The sequence below is a fragment of the Psychrobacter sp. AntiMn-1 genome (genome assembly GCF_001854065.1).
Classification (GTDB): domain Bacteria; phylum Pseudomonadota; class Gammaproteobacteria; order Pseudomonadales; family Moraxellaceae; genus Psychrobacter; species Psychrobacter pacificensis.
Genome location: NZ_CP012969.1, coordinates 579,171 through 600,064 on the forward strand (window position 1 = coordinate 579,171; position 20,894 = coordinate 600,064).

Consider the following 20,894-nt stretch of genomic DNA (forward strand, 5'->3'; position numbering starts at 1 on the left):
TCATCATGAGTACGACAAAAACAGAAGAAGCTCACACGCCAGAGGATATTGCAAAACTGTCTGATGCCCAAATACATCAATTATTGACGACGGCTTTGAGTAGAATCTTTCAGCACATCGATTTGACCTTTGATGAGATGTATCAAGTGATGCTGATCATCATGCAAGGTAGATGTAGCGACGCGATGATGGGCGCTATCTTGACAGGTCTACGTATGAAAGGTGAATCTATCGATGAGATCACCGCATCAGCCAGTGCGATGCGTGCGCTGGCTGCCAATATTGAGCCAAAAAACTGCGACTATTTGGTCGACATCGTTGGTACTGGCGGTGATGGTGCCAACTTATTTAACGTATCGACTGCATCGGCATTCGTTGTCGCGGCGGCTGGCGCACAAGTTGCCAAGCATGGTAATCGTGGTGTCTCAACCAGATCTGGTAGCTCAGATTTGCTTGAGCAAGCAGGCATCAGTCTTGCGCTGACTCCAGAACAAGCAAAAGATTGTATCGAGAATGAAGGGGTTGGATTTTTGTTTGCGCCCAACCATCACAGCGCCATGCGTTATGCCAATCCTGTACGTCGTGAGCTAAAAGCGCGTACCATCTTTAATATTTTAGGCCCATTAACCAACCCTGCTGGTACGCCCAATTTAGTTATTGGTGTCTTTACCGCGCAGCTGTGTGAGCCAATTGCCAAAGTCATGAAAAACCTAGGCGCACGGCATGTCATGGTCGTCGGCGCAAAAGATGGTTTGGATGAAATCAGTCTAGCAACCTCGACCACAGTTGCTGAACTAAAAGATGGTGAAATATCCGTTTATGAGATGATGCCAGAAGATGCAGGTATCGAATCGCAAACCCTGATTGGTCTCGATGTCGACTCTCCTGAACAAAGCCTTGCACTGATCCGCGCTGCTCTATCTGGTGCTGATACCCATGACCGTGCTGTACTTAAAGCCCGCGATATGATTGCTTTGAACGCAGGTGCGGCAATATATACCGCCGGACTTGCCAGCAACTATCCTAATGGCGTTAGCCGAGCTCAAAAAATTATCCAAAATGGTGATGCTTTACTCAAGCTTGAGTCTTTGGCCAAATACACGCAGCAGCTAGTGATTGAGGGTTGATTTATACGCACCAATACAGTGCAAAACTATATATCACTACCTATTTACCTTTAACAATATTCGGATAACAGCATGACCACAACTCATTCAGACATACCTTCGGTACTACAGCGCATTGTCGCAACCAAAGTAGAAGAAGTAAAAGCAGCTCGCGCGGCGCTATCCCTTGCAGACTTAAAAGCGCAAGTCGCAGCTGCTAACAAACCGCGCCGAGGTTTTGCTGCTGCCCTACGTGCTGCTAGCCCTGAAAATAATGGTGTTGGCATTATTGCTGAAATCAAAAAAGCCTCGCCATCTAAAGGCGTTATCAATCATAATTTTACCCCTGCTCTATTTGCGCAGCAGTACGAGCAAGCGGGTGCCAGCTGTCTATCAGTGTTGACTGATCGCGATTATTTTCAGGGCGATGATACGTACCTTATTCAAGCGGCAAATGTCTCAAGCTTACCAATACTTCGCAAAGATTTTATGATTGATGTCTATCAGATATATCAATCTTACTTAATGGGTGCTGACTGCATCTTACTCATCATGGCCTGCCTAGATGACACACAAGTACAAGAGTTGCACGCGCTCAGTATTGAGCTTGGTATGGATGTGTTGATAGAAGTGCATACACAGTCTGAGCTTGATCGGGCGCTACAGCTACCACGCTCAGCGCACAATATTTACGGTATTAACAATCGTGATTTAAACACGTTTGATGTGGACCTACAAACCACGCTCGATTTGAAAAATATCTTAATCGAAGCACTCTCTGCTGATGCTGATAATGCCGATCAAAAACCACTGATCGTGACCGAGAGCGGCATTCATAGCAGGGATGATATTCGGCTTATGCTAAGTCATGATATTCAGCACTTTTTAATCGGTGAACAATTTATGAAAACCGATCATCCGGGACAAGCGTTACAATCCTTACTTGCGGGCGTCGCAGTAGACGAGTAAAGTAACTCAATAGTTCAAGCCTCAATAGAATCAGATAGCTTGAATAAAATATTTACCCTATAAATGACTCAACTTTTCATTCATCAACCAACGATACGTTAACTTTTATGTCAAACTCTCTGTTTTCAAAAGAAATGCAAGACCAACTTAAAGAATTAAAAGGCCAATTGAGTAAAGGCCGTGATACCAACTCACCTGAAGGTGAAAACCAAAAGCCCACTGAGCCTGTTACTTTGCCAACGCAAAAGCAAGTGAAAAAGACCGTCAAGCAGCTAGACAGTGAACATGTTGACGATGACAAAGTACTGTTCATGCAAGCTATGCATGGTGTCATTCAGCTAGAAGACAAAAACGTACGCTCACCTACTAGCACGGCAAGAGTAGGCAAACCTGATGCCGCAACACTATCAAAACGTGCGGCCGCTCAAGGCAGTGAAGCCAGCGATTTAGGCGCAGGCTTGTCAGACATGCAAGCCCTACTGAACCCTGTCGCCGCTGAAGCTTACCTGTCATATAAGCAGCCAACCTTGCAAAACAAAATCTTTGACCAGCTCAAAAAAGGCAAGCTGCGTTGGTACGATGCGGTAGACATCCATGGCTGTACGATAGAAGAAGCACGTGACGCCATGACTCAGCTACTGAGTCAAGCGAAGCAAAAAAATGAAACCATGGTAAAAATCGTCCACGGTAAAGGTAGCGAAGCAATTCTAAAAACCTGTGTCAATGGTTGGTTACGTCAATTGCCAGAAGTATTGGCATTTTGCTCTGCACCGCCAAAAGACGGTGGCAATGGCGCGGTATTGGTACTGCTCAAAAAGCCTAAAACAGATGGCGAATAGAAGTCATCGCTTATGATAACTCTATTAAATAAAAAAGGACTGCTTACTTGCAGTCCTTTTTTTATCGATTATCCACCTGTCAATCCTTAACGATTATTCCTTTGATATTCACCTATCAGCCTTTACTATTGAATTATCCACTCACTATTTAACTACCAAAGTGACATCAATATGAGCATACAAACCATTGAGACACCCCAAGAGCTATCCGAAAACATCAGCGCATTGATTGCAATTGAGCCAAAATTCGCGGCTATCTACGAGCAAGTTGGTCTACCTGATCTTAGGCACAATGCAGGTGGGTTTGAGCAATTAATGAGAGCAATGGTCGGTCAGCAGTTGTCTGTTGCGGCGGCGGCAAGTATCTGGAAGCGGTTGGTTGATGCTGCGTTGACAACGCCGTATAAAATCGGTGAAGCAACTGACGAGGCTTTAAAAGCTCAGGGATTGTCTAAGCAAAAAACTCGCTATATCCGCTCCTTAGTGGATCATAATATCGATTTTGCAGCTTTAGAAAATATGCCTAATGAAGACGCCATCAAAACGCTTACGGCGGTCACTGGTATCGGACGCTGGACCGCTGAGATGTACCTGCTCTTTTCTTTAAAACGCGCAGATGTGCTTGCTGTTGACGACTTGGCCATCAAGGTTGCGGCGATGGAGTTATTAGGCTTAGCAGAACGACCAACACCCAAGCAGCTTAACAACCTCACTCAGCACTGGTCACCGTATCGCAGCGCTGCCAGCTTACTGCTCTGGTCATACTACGGCTTATTACGCAATAAAACCGCAGTACCTTTATAGCTGACCGTGTAGAATAATTGCCTATATGGAAAAATCACTTCTAAGGCTGATTCCATATAGACAAGCTAAATTTGTTTTTAGTATGCTTAAATTTGCTTTTTCTTAGCATACGACTTTTGTGTTTGAGCGCTTTGAGCGCACCCTTTCTACTGACAGTTGCCATAGATGACTTTTGGTTATTTGCCATATCATCGTTAGCATTGTCGGTGTCTTTGTTGATAGTCACATCATCAGAATTATTATCATCATTGTCTTCTAAACTGACATTTGTTTCATTGCTATTCGTATCGCTATGGTCTTCTGAGGCGTCATCCTCTGTTTTAACAATATTGTTTTCCATATGATGTTCAAGCTCCGCTTGATTGACAATCAGCTGCTGGGTTGGCAATGCATGTTCGACATCATATTTTGCGACTTGGTTTAATACATCAACGAACACCACGTTTTGCTTATCATAAAACTCCATCACATCATTGGCATTGATATATGCCTGTAGCTGAATGACGTAGCAGTCTTGGCGTAGCTCTAAAATATTAACTTGATTCCACTCTTGGTTGGTCATCTCATGCTCTTTTAAAAACTCATCTAAGTCTTTGACCATCTTGAAGACCACATCGATATCCGCAGTACGCTTCAGATACAACTGATGAAAGAAGCGGAACATATCACGCGAGGTAAAGTTTTCAATCTGCATCGATGAAAAATCACCGTTTGGCACCGTGACAACGGTCCGTGTCAATGTGCGCACACGTGATGAGCGAATACCGATGTCAATAACAGTACCTTCATAAGTGCCAAATTTGCAATAATCACCGATACGTACTGGTGAATCCGCGACGACTACGACACTACCAACAAGGTTTTCAATGGTCTTTTGTGCACCAAGTGCCAATGCCAAACCACCCACACCCAGTGCAGCAATACCTGTGGTTAAGTCAAAACCCAAATTACCAAAAATGACAATGACCGCAAATATTAAGAGTAGCGCTTTGACGACTTTTCGGAGCAGTCCCAAGATTGAGACACGCTCAGTATAGTTTTTCTTATAGCTTAGGTTGACCGCTCGAGTAAATATGGCATCAATAACTCGTAATAGCAGCCAAGTTAGCGCAAGCCAAGAAGCAATATCAGTAAAGCGATTGACTGGTTCGCGCAGCGTGACGGACACACCTGCATAGACCATCACTTCAGATAAGATCAGCGCCATAATGACCACAGAAAGCGGCAGTATCACTTTGTCAGGTAATGGCAAAGGCACGCCGCGCACACGAGGATAAACAATCCTCAATAGATGGTATAACAGCCATACTGCGATATAAGTGAGGACAAAGCTACTCACAATCATGGATAGCGCAGCAACCAAATCAGCCAGCTGATAACCAAAGAGCTTTTTGCCATCTAATGAATCCACCGTGTAGCGCGATACCAAGGTCGGCTCTGAGTTTTCTATCACTTCCGGTATAGAACTCAGCGTCTCACTCGAGAACTGCCAATACTGCTCGTTCTCCTTGGAGACCACTCTTTCTAGTAACAACGACACACTTTTTTCACCGATGTTAATCACACCGACATTTTCTTGACTTGGTGGTAGTTGATCGGTGAGATTGCCCTCAGGGGTATTACTGATTTGCAAATCAGGTTGGAATCGCCCACCCGCATCAAGCGCTTGTTTAAACTGACGTACGACAGTCGTTGGGTTATCGGACTTGGATAAATTTAGATAGTTACTTGCCAGCAAGTAGTCGTTTTCGCTCAGCGCACTGATAAAACCCTGTACAGTATGACGCGGTGTATCTCGCCCAAATGAATCAGGTAAAGGTGTAGCTACCGTCTCCTCACTACTATCACCATTCACGCCAAGCGCGCCCGCATCCACAGCAAAAGCAGTATGCGGCACCACCATACTCAACACGGCAGCCAGCACCAGCGCTATGACTATAGAGGATATTTTGATGATGGAATTTAGGAGAGAGGACGCGGTACTGGGAGTCAGATTATGCTGAGTAGACAAAACAAACCTCTTAACTTTATGAGTGGCACAATGAAGAACACATAATATCGGCACTATGATAACAATTATTTATAACAGCAGTGCTTTTGATTATAGGTTTTTGTCGCTAACTGTGTGAGTCAGTTGTTTTTAGCGCTCTGTGCAATCCATTCCGCTTACTAAAATAATAGGCGTTAATAAAAAAGTAGCTCTCTAATTAATAATCAGCATCTCATCATGAATTATATTCATCCTACCGTGAAGAAACATTAGGTTAAAGTGGTTTATAAAGGCGGAACTTTTGTAGATAATGAGCGCAGTTTTGCTTATATACTGTTTTTTGTAACTTTTGACACCTTTTACGTCTTAATAGTTATTTTTTATGTCTGTATTTTTTAATTTGATTATTTTGGAATTGACCATGTCTTTATCACGTTCATCTTCACGTACCTATCTTCGCCTAAGTATCTTAAGCACGCTTGGTTTATTTGCAGTCAACACAGCAATGGCGGCGACCCCTGAGATAATCAATACTAACGATAGCGAGATGCCCCAAGTTGAGCTTGACAAAATTGTCGTAACAGCCACGCGTACGCCTACCAAAACCAGTAATGTGATTGCACAAACTCGCGTGATTGATAAGGAAGAGCTACAGCGTTATCAAGGTCAGACGGCACTTGACGTTTTAAAACGTCAGCCAGGGTTCAGTCATTACACCAATGGCGGCTCAGGGACTACCTCAAATTTTTATATGCGCGGTTATGATAATAAACAAATATTAGTACTTATTGATGGTATACGGTATAGCTCGTTAAGTGCGGGCGGCGCCGCGTTAAACTTGCTACCTGCTGATCAAATTGATCGAATTGAAGTTCTCTATGGAGCATCAGGTTCTAGCATCTACGGTGCGGATGCGATGGGCGGTGTCATTCAAGTATTCACTAAAGGCGGCAATATAAATCGAAGCAGTATGTCAGTTACCGCTGGTGTCGGCTCAAATGATCAATACTTATACGGTGCTAGCGCACAGTTCGCTAACGAGACTGGCACGACATTGAGTTTGTCAGCTAGTCACAATGAAGATGACGGCATTAGCGCCAAGCTGCCTAATGCAGTTGGTTATAATAAAGATGAAGATGGATTTGAAAGCGACAACGTAAGTATTGCTTTAAATCAACGTATTAATGATCAATGGTTGGCAGGCGCCAGTGCTTTGTACAGTAAATCCACTACCGATTTTGATGATGGTGATTATGAGAATGCTCATGCTGATCAAGAAAACGGTAGCGCTCAAGCATACGTAGATTGGCGTTATCTACCAGGCTCTTCACTTAAATTACAGTATGGTCACTCAATTGATAAAAGTGACTCTTCTAGCGAATACGGTGGAGTGTTTGACAGCAAACAAGATCAAATCAGCTTAGTAGGTCAACATCAACTTGCGGTCGGCCAAGGCGTTTACGGCGTTGAGTACCTAAATCAAAGCCTAGATAGTAGTGAATATGACATTGATGATCGCGATGTGACCAGTACCTTTTTAGGCTATGTTTTGGCAACTAACCAGTTCGATGCCCAAGCTAATATACGTTTTGATGACAACTCACAATATGGTGATGAAACCACTTATAATTTCGGCGGCGCCTACCATATTAACCCTGAATGGCGTATTGGTACCAGCTACGCAAAAGGGTTCCGCGCACCTACGTTCAATGATATATACCCTGGATATGGTGGCAACCCTGATCTACAGCCGGAAACCAGCGACAACTATGAAGCCTTTGTTGAATACAGCACACCATTACAAGCTACACGGCTGACTGGCTATTATAATGATGTTGATGATCTAATTTCGTTTCCAGAAGGCACAGCTGTCAATGTAGATAAAGCTGAAATTAGAGGTGTATCATTAACATCTGATTGGGTTATTGATAGCTATTTATTTGGTGGTAGCTATGACTATCAAGATGCTAAAGATAAGAGTGACTATACTGGCAGAGTAGATTTTAGTCAGAATGCCATAGATTACAGTGGTAACCACCTTCCTTATCGTCCTGAACATAAAGGATTAGTCTACATAGGCTACCGTTTACCAAGTTTAGATATACGCGCTGAATATCAGTATGTGGGAGACTATTACAGCAGAATTACCAATACTGACGCTCAATTTGTAGACAATTATGGATTGCTGAACATCAGTGGTAACTATAAGCTTACTGATAACTTGTCTATGACGGCACGCTTAAACAACATCACTAACGAAGATTATATAACAGATATTGGCTATAATACTGACGGTACTAACTTTTTCACCTCTTTAACCTATAACTGGTTCTAAGCCTGTCTAGCAGTATAAAAATCCTATCATTATCAAAATAAATTAAGGTCATCAATCGATGGCCTTTTTTTGTATGAGTAAATACTCCAAACGCTTACTATTTATATCAAGCAAAAGGTGACAATTAACCACTCATCTATTACAATAACGACCTCCGAGAGGTGTTGCGCCATAACAGTGATTTACCGCATTAACATTCTATCGTTATGCAGTCACAGGTTATGTTAGGCTCGGTTAACTGTTGGCTACCTATTCTTGGTCATCAACAGCGCAAACAACGGCACCTGCGTTTTTATTCTTTTTATCATTCGTTAACCACTGATAGGAGCATATTATGGACGCAGTGTCTACTACACCCTCTGCCCATACGATCGATCCCTCTTTTACTGACTATAAAGTCGCTGACATCAGCCTTGCTGATTATGGCCGCCGTGAAATTACCCTTGCCGAAGCTGAAATGCCTGCCCTAATGGGCTTGCGTCGTCGCTACGAAGCAGACCAGCCGCTAAAAGGCGCGAAAATCGCTGGCTGTATCCACATGACTATTCAGACTGCTGTCCTCATCGAGACACTAGTCGCACTAGGTGCGGAAGTCCGCTGGACCTCATGTAATATCTTTTCGACCCAAGACCATGCTGCTGCTGCGATTGCTGCTGCTGGCATCCCTGTTTATGCGTGGAAAGGCGAAACAGAAGAAGAGTACGAATGGTGCCTACGCCAGCAAGTACACGTTGGCGGCGAAGCCTCAGGTCAGCTGTGGGATGCCAACTTAATCTTAGATGATGGCGGTGATTTGACAGCTCTTGTTCACAATGACTATCCGCAAATGCTCGATATTATCCATGGTATCTCAGAAGAGACCACCACTGGTGTACACCGTTTGGTTGAGATGTTGAATAAAGGTACATTAAAGGTGCCTGCCATCAACGTCAACGATGCAGTTACCAAGTCTAAAAATGACAACAAATACGGTTGCCGTCATAGCTTAAACGATGCTATCAAACGTGCTACCGATATGTTCCTTGCTGGTCGCCGCGCTTTGGTTATCGGTTACGGCGATGTAGGTAAAGGTTCTACGCAAAGCTTACGCCAAGAAGGCATGATCGTCCGTGTCTCAGAAGTGGATCCTATCTGTGCCATGCAGGCATGTATGGATGGCTTCGAAGTATTATCACCATACATTGACGGTGACAACACTGGCGGCGCGGACAATATCAATAAACGCTTGCTTGAAGACACAGACTTGATTGTCACCACGACTGGTAACTATCACGTTTGTGACCGTCATATGCTAGCTGCTCTTAAGCCTGGTGCGGTTGTATGTAACATTGGTCACTTTGATACCGAGATTGATACTCAGTTTATGCGTGATAACTGGCGCTGGGTTGAGATCAAGCCACAGGTGCATCAAGTATTCCGCTCAGACGATGAAAACGATTATTTGATCTTGCTTGCTGAAGGTCGTCTAGTGAACTTAGGTAATGCTACTGGTCACCCATCACGCGTCATGGACGGCTCATTTGCCAACCAAGTATTGGCTCAAATGTATCTGTTCGAAGAAAAGTTCGCTGATCTGCCGACTGATGAGCGCTTTGATAACTTATACGTAAAAGTATTGCCTAAGAAGTTGGACGAAGAAGTGGCCGCTGCTATGGTTGCAGGCTTTAACGGTACATTGACTAAGCTGACCCAAAAGCAAGCTGAATATTTGGGTGTGCCTGTCGAAGGTCCATTCAAACCTGACACTTATAAATACTAAAAGGAGCCTGACTGTGAGTAAGCCTGCTTTCTCCTTTGAGTTCTTTCCTGCAAAAACTGAGCAAGGTCACGAAAAGCTTCTTAGCACTTATGATGAGCTAAATAAGTTGTCACCGGCGTATTTTTCGGTGACCTACGGTGCGGGCGGGTCAACTCGTAGCCGTACCTTAGACATCGTACAAGCACTAAGTGCGCGCAGTGAGACTGAAATTGCGCCGCATATGTCTTGTATCGGCGATGACAAAGCGCAAATCGCTGAGTTACTTGAGTTTTATAAAAGCCTAGGCATCAGACGTCTTGTCGCACTACGTGGCGATTTGCCATCCGGTCAGGTGGGTATGGGTGAGCTGCCATTTGCAGTAGATTTGGTCAAGTTCATTCGTGAGTACTCAGGCGATCACTTCCATATCGAAGTGGCGGCCTATCCTGAGATGCATCCACAAGCGCGTAGCTTTGAGTTTGATGTTGACAACTTGGTGAATAAGTACCGCGCTGGTGCCAATGCATCAATTACGCAGTTTTTCTACAATGCAGACAGCTATCTGTATTTGCGTGACACGTTAGAAAAACGCGGTATCGATACCATTGCCCAGCCATTGGTAGCTGGCATCATGCCGATCACCAACTCTAGTAACCTGATACGCTTTGCTGATAGCTGCGGCGCTGATATTCCGCGTTATGTGCGCAAGCAATTGGCGGATTTTGGCGATGACAGCAAATCTATTCGCGAGTTTGGTTTTGATGTGGTGTATCGCTTATGTGAGCGCTTAATGAGCGAAGGCGTGCCAGCCATGCATTTTTATAGCATGAACAAAGTTGAGCCAAATAAACGCTTGGTTGAAGCATTAGGACTTACTGTTTAATACTTGATAATCTTGATAATTAAACAAGTATATAATGAATTTATAACTAACTGGCGCTCTTCGGAGTGCCAGTTTTTTTATTGGAAAATTTTATCTACTGGACATTCATGTATCAAAAAACACATTTCATCTTAATGTATTTCTTAAATTTTTCTGACTATATGATAATGTCGTTTATCCGTTGAGCGCTGTTATCTGGCAGTAAGTATCATAAAAGGAATGCCTTTCGTGGCATCAAGTGATATTCTATTGGGTCAATAATAACCACTCACAATCAAATAATAGGAATAAGACCAAGTGCGACGTTTTTTTTATGCCATTAATAACGACAATATTGATGCTATGCCTTTACCTAAGTTGGGTGACCTACCTCTAGGGAGCCACGTTGAGTTGCCAGACAGCATCGTCCATCATTGGTGCCGAGTGCTGCGTGCAAATATCGGTGATCAAGGTATCTTGTTCGATGGATTTGGTGGTGAATATAAAGTAGAGCTAAAAGCAATCAGTAAAAAAAACGCGACGGCTACCCTCCTCACTCATCTAAAGGATGATCGTACGGCGCCTATTATTAGTAAAATCGGCTTAGTAATGAGTCGCGGCGAGCGTATGGATTATGCGGTACAAAAAGCAACCGAGCTTGGCGTCACGGCTATTCAACTGCTTAGTAGTCATCATGGCGAGGTCAATCTGAAACCTGCACAAATCGAGAAAAAACTGGCTCACTGGCAACAAGTCGCTATAGCAGCCTGCGAGCAATGCGGCCTGAATCGCCCACCTCTGATACTTGCCCCACTATCTATCAATGAATGGCTGAATCAACCTGCGTCTGATGCGTTGAATACAGCAACATTGGTCAGTCCTATCGTCTCTATACTCAGCCAAGACACTTATTATCAAGTGCTACGTAGCGCTGCAAATCTACGTATGCAGATGAGTGTGCCAGCAGCAGGACAACCTGCAAAACCCGAGAAACTGGCCTCAGTTCTCAAGCAAGAGTCTCCCTATATTGAACTATTGATTGGTCCTGAAGGAGGTCTCAGTGACGATGAATGTCAAAAAGCCGAATCTGTAGGTTTTATGCCTTGGCAAATTGGCAGTAGGGTATTACGTACAGAGACAGCACCCGTGGTTGCATTGACTACTTTACTCGCTTTGTATGGTTAAAATCAGTATTATTAATGAGATTTACTATCATTTATAGACACTTTAAAATAGAACTTTTGTTTTATACTCTGTAGAATCAAAAGTGATCTTAGTTTTAATTTAGTAAATTGAATCACAGTACTTATTTTTTATAAGCCTTTATTTTTTGTGAAACATTATTATGAGCAACTTTGACCCCATTCCAGTATCGATTAAACAGCGACTCATGGCCCAACTGTGTGAGCAGATCGAAGATGCTATTTTTGTGCTAGACAGTAATTTACGCTATCTATCTGTCAATGCCAGCTATGAGCTTATGATTGGCTATAAAGAATCCTTTTTGGTCGGTCGTCCACTCGGTATTTACGCGGCTGAATTTTTGTCAGAAGAAGAGCAGCTTATCCTAAAAGAGATTAAGGATAATTTAAGAGAGTCAGGTTTCTACAAGTTGGATTTTTCCATGGCCAATCGCTATGGTGAGACGATCGATTGCCAAATCACCTATCGTAAAATTTGTATCGACCAAACGGTGTTTCATGTAGGTATGCTACGTGACATGTCTGCCGTCGTTAAAGACAAAAAGCAGGTTGCTCATTTACTCAACTACGATCAACTCACTGGATTGCCCAATCGCAAAGTGTTTTTGAGTCAGGCCAGTGACGTTTTATTAGACACCTATCAAGAAGTTGTGATTGTACGTCTCAATATAGACCGCTATCGCAATCTGGCAAGCTTGCTGGGATCTGAGGGAATAAACACTTTAATACAGAAGTTTGTGAAACGTATCAAAGAGCTCCATTTAGAGCATTTACGCTGCTTTTCCCACTTTGGCGGGGATGACTTTGCGTTATTGTTTGAGTGTCAAGATGGCAATATGGTACGTCATCAATTAGATACGCTCATGCAGATGTGCGAGATACCCTTCACAATGAATGGAAACGCGGCCACAAATTCAAATATCTACTGCCATATTTCTGTAGGCGTCAGTTACTTTCCCAAAAATGATGCTCAGGTAACAGGACTGTTGAGCAAAGCAGAAAAAGCCTTACAGTATGTCAAACAACACGGCGGCGATGATATCCGTTGGTATGACAAAACGATTGAGGAAGCCACTTCAGGTAGCCTACAGTTAGAAGCCGATCTGAGAGCAGCATCGGCTGAAGGACAGTTCATACCGTATTATCAACCAAAATTCTTATTGGATACGGGGATTATCACAGGGTTTGAAGCCCTAGTTCGCTGGCAACATCCCACTCGCGGTCTACTAAAACCAAAACATTTTATCGATGCTATTTTGACCCATAAGCTCTCGTTTGAGCTGTTTTCACAGATGGCTAACAAGATTGCCAAGCAGTTATCTGAATGGCAACAGCAAGGGTTTTGTCAGCATATCTGCATCAATGCCGATGCGGCCGAATTTAGTCATCCTGAATTTTTTGACATGGTGAGCGGCCTATTGGTAGAGCACAATATTGCGGCGTGTCAGTTGCATATCGAAGTGACTGAATCCTCTTTGATTCAGCGCCATGATGATGTCAGAAAACAACTCAACTCTCTCAAAGAATTGGGCGTCCGTCTTGCCTTAGATGATTTTGGTACGGGCTATGCATCCTTGAGTTATCTGCAAGACTACCCCTTTGACTTTATCAAAATTGATAAAAGTTTTATCTCAAAAATTGATACCGACCGTACTCAGCATGCCATTGTAAAAGCCATTCTAGACTTGGCAGATGCTCTAAACATGCATGTGGTGGCAGAAGGTATAGAAACCGAACAGCAGCGCGATGTGTTGCTCGATATGGGCTGCAAAAATGGACAAGGCTATTGGTTTGGCAAACCTGTGCCCGCTGATGTGGCCACTGAGATGCTGGTCAAACAGTATGCCACCGAATAGCTCTTGTTTTCTGGGTATCATAAAACCGCTTATTGGCGCCTTTGCCTCTGAAGCGGTTTTTCTTTATGTGAACGTTATTTTTATGATGAAAATTGGCTGATATAACTCTGAATCTTTGATCTGTCCTATTGTATATCGGTCAATGTTTCATAGGGTTATTAATGATTCAGATTGAGGCCTAACGTTGATTGCACAATCGATGCAAGACAGGTTCATGACTTATCAGTGCTTTCACCAAACTTGTATAATCGCTAATGAAAGCCTATCTTTTATAGTGAATTTGTTAGAGCACATTTAATCTTTCTTTGACTCTGACAATCACCACTCTTTTCAACACTATTTTATGTAATCGATAGCATGGTTGACCTGCTTCACTGTTTATCATTTATTTAGATTTCCAGACTGGCTAGGTAAGAATAACACACTAGAGGATAGTGCGGCCATATGCTCATTGTTGGCTATGATCGGTTACATTCTAAAAAGGACAGGAAGTTATGCAATACAAAGCGCCCTTACGTGATATTCAGTTCGTGATGCATGAACTACTCGATAGTGAAAGCCACTACAAAACATTACCAGCGTTCCAAGAAGCTGACCGCGAGCTAATGGACAGCCTATTTGAAATGGCTGCAAGCTTTGCTGAAAACGAGTTGTCACCACTGAACCAAAGCGGCGATGCAGAAGGCTGTAAGTTTGACAATGGTAAGGTCACCACGCCAAAAGGCTTTAAAGAAGCTTATAAGCAGTACTGTGAGCTTGGCTTCCCTGCTTTATCTGCTGAAGAAGAGTTTGGTGGTCAAAACATGCCGTTCTCACTATCAACGGTCATCAATGAGATGGTCGGTACGGCTAACTGGTCATTTTCTATGTATCCTGGCCTATCGCATGGCGCAATTCAAACCATCGAGCATCATGGCACTGATGAGCAAAAACAAACTTACCTAGAAAAAATGGTCACCGGCGAATGGTCAGGCACCATGTGCTTGACAGAAGCCCATGCGGGTTCTGACTTGGGTATTATCCGTACCAAAGCTGAGCCAAATGATGACGGTACTTATAGCATCACCGGTCAAAAAATCTTCATCTCAGCAGGCGAGCACGACCTCACCGACAACATCATTCATATCGTTCTAGCCCGTCTACCAGGCGCGCCTGCTGGCACCAAAGGCATCTCACTGTTTATCGTACCTAAAGTGTTGGTCAATGAAGACAACAGCCTTGGCGAAAACAACAACGTCGTCTGTGGCTCTATTGAGCACAAAATGGGTATCAAAGCCTCAGCGACTTGCGTGATGAACTTTGATGGTGCAAAAGGCTACTTGATTGGCCCAGAAAACCGCGGTTTACAGTGCATGTTTACCTTTATGAACGTCGCTCGTATCGGTACAGCAGTTCAAGGTTTGACTGCAGCAGAGTACGCGTTCCAAGGCTCATTGACTTACGCAAAAGACCGCCTAGCGATGCGCTCACTATCAGGTGCCAAAGCGCCAGAAAAAGTCGCTGACCCAATCATCGTTCATCCAGCCGTTCGCAACATGCTGTTGACCGAAAAAGCCTTTGCCGAAGGTGGTCGTGCGCTGGTTTATTACCTCTCACACTTTGCCGATACCGTTGCCAAAGGCGAAGGCGATGACCTGAAGTTTGCTGACCAAATGCTGTCACTATTGACACCGATTGCTAAAGCTTTCTTGACTGAAACGGGGCTCGAAGCTGCCAATCACGGCGTCCAAGTGTATGGTGGTCATGGCTTTATCAGTGAATGGGGCATGGAGCAAAACGTCCGTGATACCCGTATTGCTTGCCTATACGAAGGCACCACTGAGATCCAAGCTCTTGATCTTCTTGGACGTAAAGTGCTGGGCTCGCAAGGCAAACTACTTGCAAACTTTGTCAAAATTATCCAGACGTTCTGCCAAGAGCACAAAGACAATGACGAGATGGGTCAGTTCATCCGCCCGCTTGCCAAACATGTCAAAGAATGGGGTGATCTAACATCACGTATTGGCATGCAAGCCACCGAAAACCCAGACGCTGTTGGCGCTGCCGCGGTTGATTACATGTACTTTAGTGGTTATGTAACTTTGGCTTATTTATGGGCGCGTATGGCATTGGTTGCTCAAACCGCTATTGCCGACGGCACTGGTGAAAAAGCATTCTATGATGCCAAGGTTAAAACGGCTCAGTTCTATTTCACTAAACTACTACCACGCACCACGACCTATGTACAGCGTATCAGCACAGGCGTTGAGCCATACATGAGCATGGATGTAGACCAGTTTGCTTTTTAATTAGCCCCAAATCCCTCTCATATCGTATTTTTATCGGCAACATACCAAGCTGTGTTGCCGATTTTTTTGGTATGGGTCTTACTATGCTGATTATGATCGTTGATAGCAACCAGTCGCGTGCTTTTTATAAGTAGTTGCTCTGTCCAAAACCTACTCAATGACTGCAATAGTGGCTGCTAACTTTTGGTGCACGCACAATTCACGAAGAAATACACCCGCCTACAAGCTTATTTGTTAAACTTTGAACATGAATCGCTAAGGTTACATCAAGAGAACAGTTGATAATCTTAACAACTCCAATTTTATCTATTTAAACCAAAGGAATGTTTATGGCTGTTTATAACGCCCCTCTTAATGACATGCGTTTTATATTAAATGATGTATTTAAAGCGCCACAATTTTGGCAAAATAACGAAAACCTAGCTCATGTCGATACCGAAACCGTCGATATGATTTTAGAAGAAATGGCAAAACTGTCAAAAAACGTTTTGTTGCCTATCAACCGTAGCGGTGACGAAGAAGGTGCAACCTTTGAGGGTGACGGCGTTGTTACTACGCCAACAGGTTTTAAAGACGCGTACAAACAGTATGCTGAATCAGGCTGGGTTGGCTTAAGCGGTAACGCTGAATACGGCGGTCAAGGCTTCCCGAAAATGGTTACCATGCTCACCGAAGAGATGGTTTTTACGGCCAACCAATCGTTTGCCCTATACCCTAACCTAACCGTCGGTGCAACGCTGTGTCTGAATGCCGCTGCCTCTGAAGAACAAAAACAGACTTACTTAGAAAAAATGTATAACGGTGAATGGTCTGGTACCATGTGCTTGACAGAGCCGCATGCGGGTACTGACCTCGGTATCATCAAAACCAAAGCCGTGCCAAACGATGATGGTAGCTATAATATCTCTGGTACCAAAATCTTTATCACTGGTGGTGAGCATGACCTCACTGACAATATCATTCATTTGGTATTGGCAAAAACCCCCAATGCGCCAGAAGGCTCAAAAGGCATTTCATTGTTTGTCGTGCCAAAATTCTTGGTCAATGAAGATGGTAGCTTGGGCGAGCGCAACACCTTGGCGGTTGGCTCTATCGAGCACAAAATGGGTATCAAAGCGTCTGCCACTTGCGTGATGAACTTTGATAACGCCAAAGGCTGGATGGTTGGCGCAGAAAACACCGGATTATTTTCTATGTTTATTATGATGAACTATGAGCGTGTGACCATGGGTCTGCAAGGTCTTGGTGGCTCTGAGCTGGCTTATCAAAACGCAGCATTATACGCCAATGACCGTGGTCAGGGTCGCAGTGACACTCAAATCCAAAGCCCAGAAAAACCTGCCGATGCCATCATCCACCATGCTGATGTGCGCCGCATGCTGCTAAATGCCAAAGCCAACACCGAAGCGTCACGCTGCTTTGCCATGTATGTCGCCAAAAACCTTGACGAAGAAAAGTTTAGTACTGACCCAGAGGCCGCTCAAGCCGCGGCGGCGCGCGTTGCCCTACTGACGCCAGTTGCCAAAGCCTTCTTAACCGACAAAGCACTAGAAGCCACGGTTGATTGCCAGCAAGTATTTGGCGGTCATGGTTATATCCGCGAATGGGGTATGGAGCAAATCGTTCGTGATACTCGTATTGCGCAGATTTATGAAGGCACCAACGGTATTCAGGCACTTGATCTGTTAGGCCGTAAAGTGGCAAAAAATAACGGCAAATATGTCACCCATTTCTTGGGTGAGATTCGTGATTTTGTTAACAATATGCAAGCGGATCATGGTATCAAACAAGCTACTTTAGATGCAGCGGATACGATTGAAGAGCTCACCACAACGGTGCTGAACAATATTGGCGAACGCAAAAACGAAATCAATGGCTGCGCGGTTGACTACATGCATGCGTTTGGCTACCTTGCTTACTCATACATGTTTGCGTTGATGGTCGAGGCCGCCAATGGCAAAGAGGGTGAGTTCTACACCAACAAAGCCAAGCTTGCTGATTATTTCGTTGGCCGTATCTTGCCACGTATCAATGCGCATGCACAGATGGTCAAAGCTGGTAGTGACCCGATGATGAACTTTGATCTTGACTACTTTGATGTACCAGCCAGCTAAATGCTCATTATGAAGACCCGATAAAACCATGAAAAAAGGACAGTTCAATGACTGTCCTTTTTTTTGGCAAAATAACTGCTAACAAAATAATTCACTATCGATGCGTGGTTACGATTAAAATAGCGCAAGATAAGGTGTCACTTAAGTGCCATAAAAAGCCATGATTCCTAACAATATCATGCACAGTGTTAAATAATAAAAACGATTGAAACAACCACAATAAAGGGTGCGACGTGTCAGAATTAAAACGCATATTACAACAGATTACAGCCCTAAGTGATGTGCCCGATCCTGCGGTGCTCAAACGCTTGATCGATGAACTACGAGTCAGCGACAAAGAACCTGCTTTAGCCAACCAAAACATTCAAACCCTTATTGATATTCTCCATCAACATCCAGAATACGGCGATGGACTCTCTAGCTTTGTCCTGAAATTGATTATCCAATATCGTCAAATCTCGCTATATACCGATACAGGTATTATGTCGGATCAAGGATTCTTTAATAGCTTAAGACGATTGGTCGGACATCGGTTTTTGCCGATACTCCCTCAAGATGACTCCGTCGTTGAACTGGTTGGTTACTTGTTTGATAAGCGTACTGATGAGCGCTGGCTTGCCAATATTGAGACAAAAAAATGGGACGAACTCGTGCAGCTTCTGAGGGTGGAAGAAAAACACCTAGACTTGGTTGCCACGGCAAAAAACAGTATTTTGAATGCGATTATTATTTTGTCTTATCGCATCAGCGGTCTTGGCTTACATCCTGATTTGATGGATTCTTATCCGCAGATGCTCAACTACTCTGCTTCTTTTGTTGCTCAAAACCAAGAAGCGGTGCTCTTTGTTAATCAATATAGACAAGCGCACGAGCTTGATACCTTAACCGACATTACCCCAGAGCAAGCCGTTGATCCAGCGCCATTGCTGGTTATGATTGAGCAATGCGAAGATATCGTTGCGACTATCCGCAAACGGATCTACAAAACAGGTATTTCTATTCGTTTGACCAATATGATGCTGCGCTTAGATCAAAGCTTGCAGCGCATGCGTATCTTGACAGAACTTGTCACAGACGACAATCAAAGAAGAGATCGCGCCGTCATTGAGTTGATCCAGACCCTGATCACCACTACCAATCGCCGCTATAGCATTGGCCATTTGATTGATAACAACACAAAACTGCTGTCACGTAAAGTCACTGAAAATGCCAGTCGCGTGGGTGAACACTATATCAGCACCGATAAGACTGGCTATCAAAAGATGCTCAAAAAGGCCTCTATTGGCGGTTTTGTCATTGCCTTTATGGCCACCATAAAAATACTGGCTTACCAATTGGCGCTCGCACCGATGGGTCGAGCATTTATTAACAGTATGATTTATGGCTTGGGCTTTGTGTTCATTCACGTGATTCGCGGAACGGTCGCTACCAAGCAACCAGCCATGACCGCTGCTGCTATTGCTTCTACTATATCTGAAGGCTCTGGCAAGAAGTCTCATCAGCTAAATAAGCTATCAGAGTTGGTCGTTGATATTTTACGTACTCAGTTCATCGCTATCATGGGCAACGTTATGTTAGCGATACCCGTTGCACTTATCATCTCTTTTGCTTGGTTACAGTACACAGGCGCACCGATGATTGGTACCGAAAAAGCAGGTCATCTACTCCATGACTTGGATCCATTTCACTCATTAGCGCTTCCTCATGCGGCTATCGCTGGCGTATATTTGTTCTTAGCGGGTTTGATCGCCGGTTATTACGACAATTTAGCGGTCTATAACAAAGTAGGTGCGCGTATTCAACGCCATAAACTACTACAATATATACTGCCTGTATCATGGCTTAAGCGCTTAGGCGGCTTTATAGAAGCGAACTTGGGCGCTATCATGGGTAACTTTTTATTCGGGGTTTTCTTAGGTAGTACAGCAACCATCGGCTACATATTCGGCTTACCAATTGATATTCGCCACATTGCTTTTGCATCAGCGAACTTGGCACACGGATTGTTCAATATATCTGCTGATGACATCAGCTGGAGCCTCATTCTGATTTCTATATTGGGTGTGGCGCTTATTGGTATGGTCAACTTGATAGTCAGTTTTTCGCTGGCGTTATTTGTTGCTTTACGTTCAAAAGAAGTGCGTTTCTTTGAATGGAGTCGTCTCACAAAGCTAGTTTTTGGACATATCATTAGCCATCCTTCTGACTTTTTCTGGCCACGCGACAAGCCAATGAAATATGCACGAATCGATAGTCAAGGTCACATGATATTTGATGACACTTCAGCACAAAAAAATGGAAAAGCCATACCAAGCAATTATGTGGTACGCCGATTGTCTGATGTCAGAATATTACCCGAGTCTAAGCAAGCAGTAGCGCAAAACGCGGAAGCGAGTACAGACATATACTATGACAGTCAACCACAAGGCGATCACACCCAACCTCACAACTCTCCTAAGAAGGTTGTCAATCTTGATGATGGTCTGGCAGATGAAGAGCTAAATAGCACGCCTTATACCGACGATATCCAATATGACAAAGTCACCAAGACGCTCAATACCATCGATAATGAGGATACTGTTGGTCACAAGTCAAATCATGCGGATGCTGACGGCAAGTCTACTGTCGATGCCAAAACACCTTTGCCAAAACCTAAAAAGCCGCCAAAGCTGCCTGATTAAAAGGCTCGCTTGGGCGGCTTTATGCTTGGTGAATTATTGAGATTAAAACTATTTGGTACAAGGCCTGAAACACTCACACAACTTAGCTAAAGCTTTTACCCCTTAATCTT

The 20,894-nt window shown here is 43.9% G+C and carries 13 protein-coding genes; 12 read left to right on the forward strand and 1 reads right to left on the reverse strand.

Annotated elements, in window-relative coordinates; genetic code table 11:
* Positions 1-5: 5 nt before the first annotated feature.
* The 4 genes from trpD to AOT82_RS02310 all read left to right on the forward strand — a co-directional run bounded on the left by trpD (position 6) and on the right by AOT82_RS02310 (position 3,718).
* Positions 6-1,127 (forward strand): anthranilate phosphoribosyltransferase, encoded by a 1,122-nt coding sequence (trpD, locus tag AOT82_RS02295; RefSeq protein ID WP_071001625.1) that lies wholly within the window; start codon positions 6-8, stop codon positions 1,125-1,127.
* A 72-nt stretch (positions 1,128-1,199) separates the two neighbouring features.
* Positions 1,200-2,075: an indole-3-glycerol phosphate synthase TrpC gene (gene trpC, locus AOT82_RS02300; RefSeq protein WP_071001626.1), complete on the forward strand. Its 876-nt coding sequence runs from the start codon at positions 1,200-1,202 to the stop codon at positions 2,073-2,075.
* 107 nt (positions 2,076-2,182) lie between these two features.
* Positions 2,183-2,914 (forward strand): Smr/MutS family protein, encoded by a 732-nt coding sequence (locus AOT82_RS02305; RefSeq protein WP_071001627.1) that lies wholly within the window; start codon positions 2,183-2,185, stop codon positions 2,912-2,914.
* Between the two features lie 171 nt (positions 2,915-3,085).
* Positions 3,086-3,718, forward strand: a complete 633-nt coding sequence (locus AOT82_RS02310; RefSeq protein ID WP_071001628.1) for a DNA-3-methyladenine glycosylase family protein — start codon at positions 3,086-3,088, stop codon at positions 3,716-3,718.
* A 40-nt stretch (positions 3,719-3,758) separates the two neighbouring features.
* Here the strand turns inward: AOT82_RS02310 and AOT82_RS02315 are convergent, their stop codons facing one another.
* Positions 3,759-5,672, reverse strand: coding sequence for a mechanosensitive ion channel family protein (locus tag AOT82_RS02315; RefSeq protein WP_406947895.1), 1,914 nt, complete (start codon positions 5,670-5,672; stop codon positions 3,759-3,761).
* 457 nt (positions 5,673-6,129) lie between these two features.
* Between AOT82_RS02315 and AOT82_RS02320 the strand changes: the two genes are divergently transcribed.
* From AOT82_RS02320 to AOT82_RS02355, 8 genes are all read left to right on the forward strand, one after another.
* The gene (locus AOT82_RS02320; protein ID WP_071003612.1) at positions 6,130-8,043 is read left to right on the forward strand and encodes a TonB-dependent receptor plug domain-containing protein; all 1,914 of its coding nucleotides are present in this window, start codon (positions 6,130-6,132) and stop codon (positions 8,041-8,043) included.
* 334 nt (positions 8,044-8,377) lie between these two features.
* Positions 8,378-9,802: an adenosylhomocysteinase gene (gene ahcY / locus AOT82_RS02325; protein WP_071001630.1), complete on the forward strand. Its 1,425-nt coding sequence runs from the start codon at positions 8,378-8,380 to the stop codon at positions 9,800-9,802.
* 13 nt (positions 9,803-9,815) lie between these two features.
* The gene (gene metF / locus AOT82_RS02330) at positions 9,816-10,664 is read left to right on the forward strand and encodes a methylenetetrahydrofolate reductase [NAD(P)H] (RefSeq protein WP_071001631.1); all 849 of its coding nucleotides are present in this window, start codon (positions 9,816-9,818) and stop codon (positions 10,662-10,664) included.
* Between the two features lie 297 nt (positions 10,665-10,961).
* The gene (locus AOT82_RS02335) at positions 10,962-11,828 is read left to right on the forward strand and encodes a 16S rRNA (uracil(1498)-N(3))-methyltransferase (RefSeq protein WP_071001632.1); all 867 of its coding nucleotides are present in this window, start codon (positions 10,962-10,964) and stop codon (positions 11,826-11,828) included.
* Positions 11,829-11,988: 160 nt separating this feature from the next.
* Complete coding sequence (locus tag AOT82_RS02340) at positions 11,989-13,701, forward strand: putative bifunctional diguanylate cyclase/phosphodiesterase (RefSeq protein WP_071001633.1); 1,713 nt, start codon at positions 11,989-11,991, stop codon at positions 13,699-13,701.
* A gap of 494 nt (positions 13,702-14,195) precedes the next feature.
* On the forward strand, positions 14,196-15,989 hold the full coding sequence (locus tag AOT82_RS02345; RefSeq protein ID WP_071001634.1) for an acyl-CoA dehydrogenase C-terminal domain-containing protein: 1,794 nt from the start codon (positions 14,196-14,198) through the stop codon (positions 15,987-15,989).
* A 329-nt stretch (positions 15,990-16,318) separates the two neighbouring features.
* On the forward strand, positions 16,319-18,103 hold the full coding sequence (locus tag AOT82_RS02350) for an acyl-CoA dehydrogenase C-terminal domain-containing protein (protein ID WP_071001635.1): 1,785 nt from the start codon (positions 16,319-16,321) through the stop codon (positions 18,101-18,103).
* Positions 18,104-18,336: 233 nt separating this feature from the next.
* Complete coding sequence (locus tag AOT82_RS02355; protein WP_071001636.1) at positions 18,337-20,784, forward strand: site-specific recombinase; 2,448 nt, start codon at positions 18,337-18,339, stop codon at positions 20,782-20,784.
* The last annotated feature ends 110 nt before the right edge of the window (positions 20,785-20,894 follow it).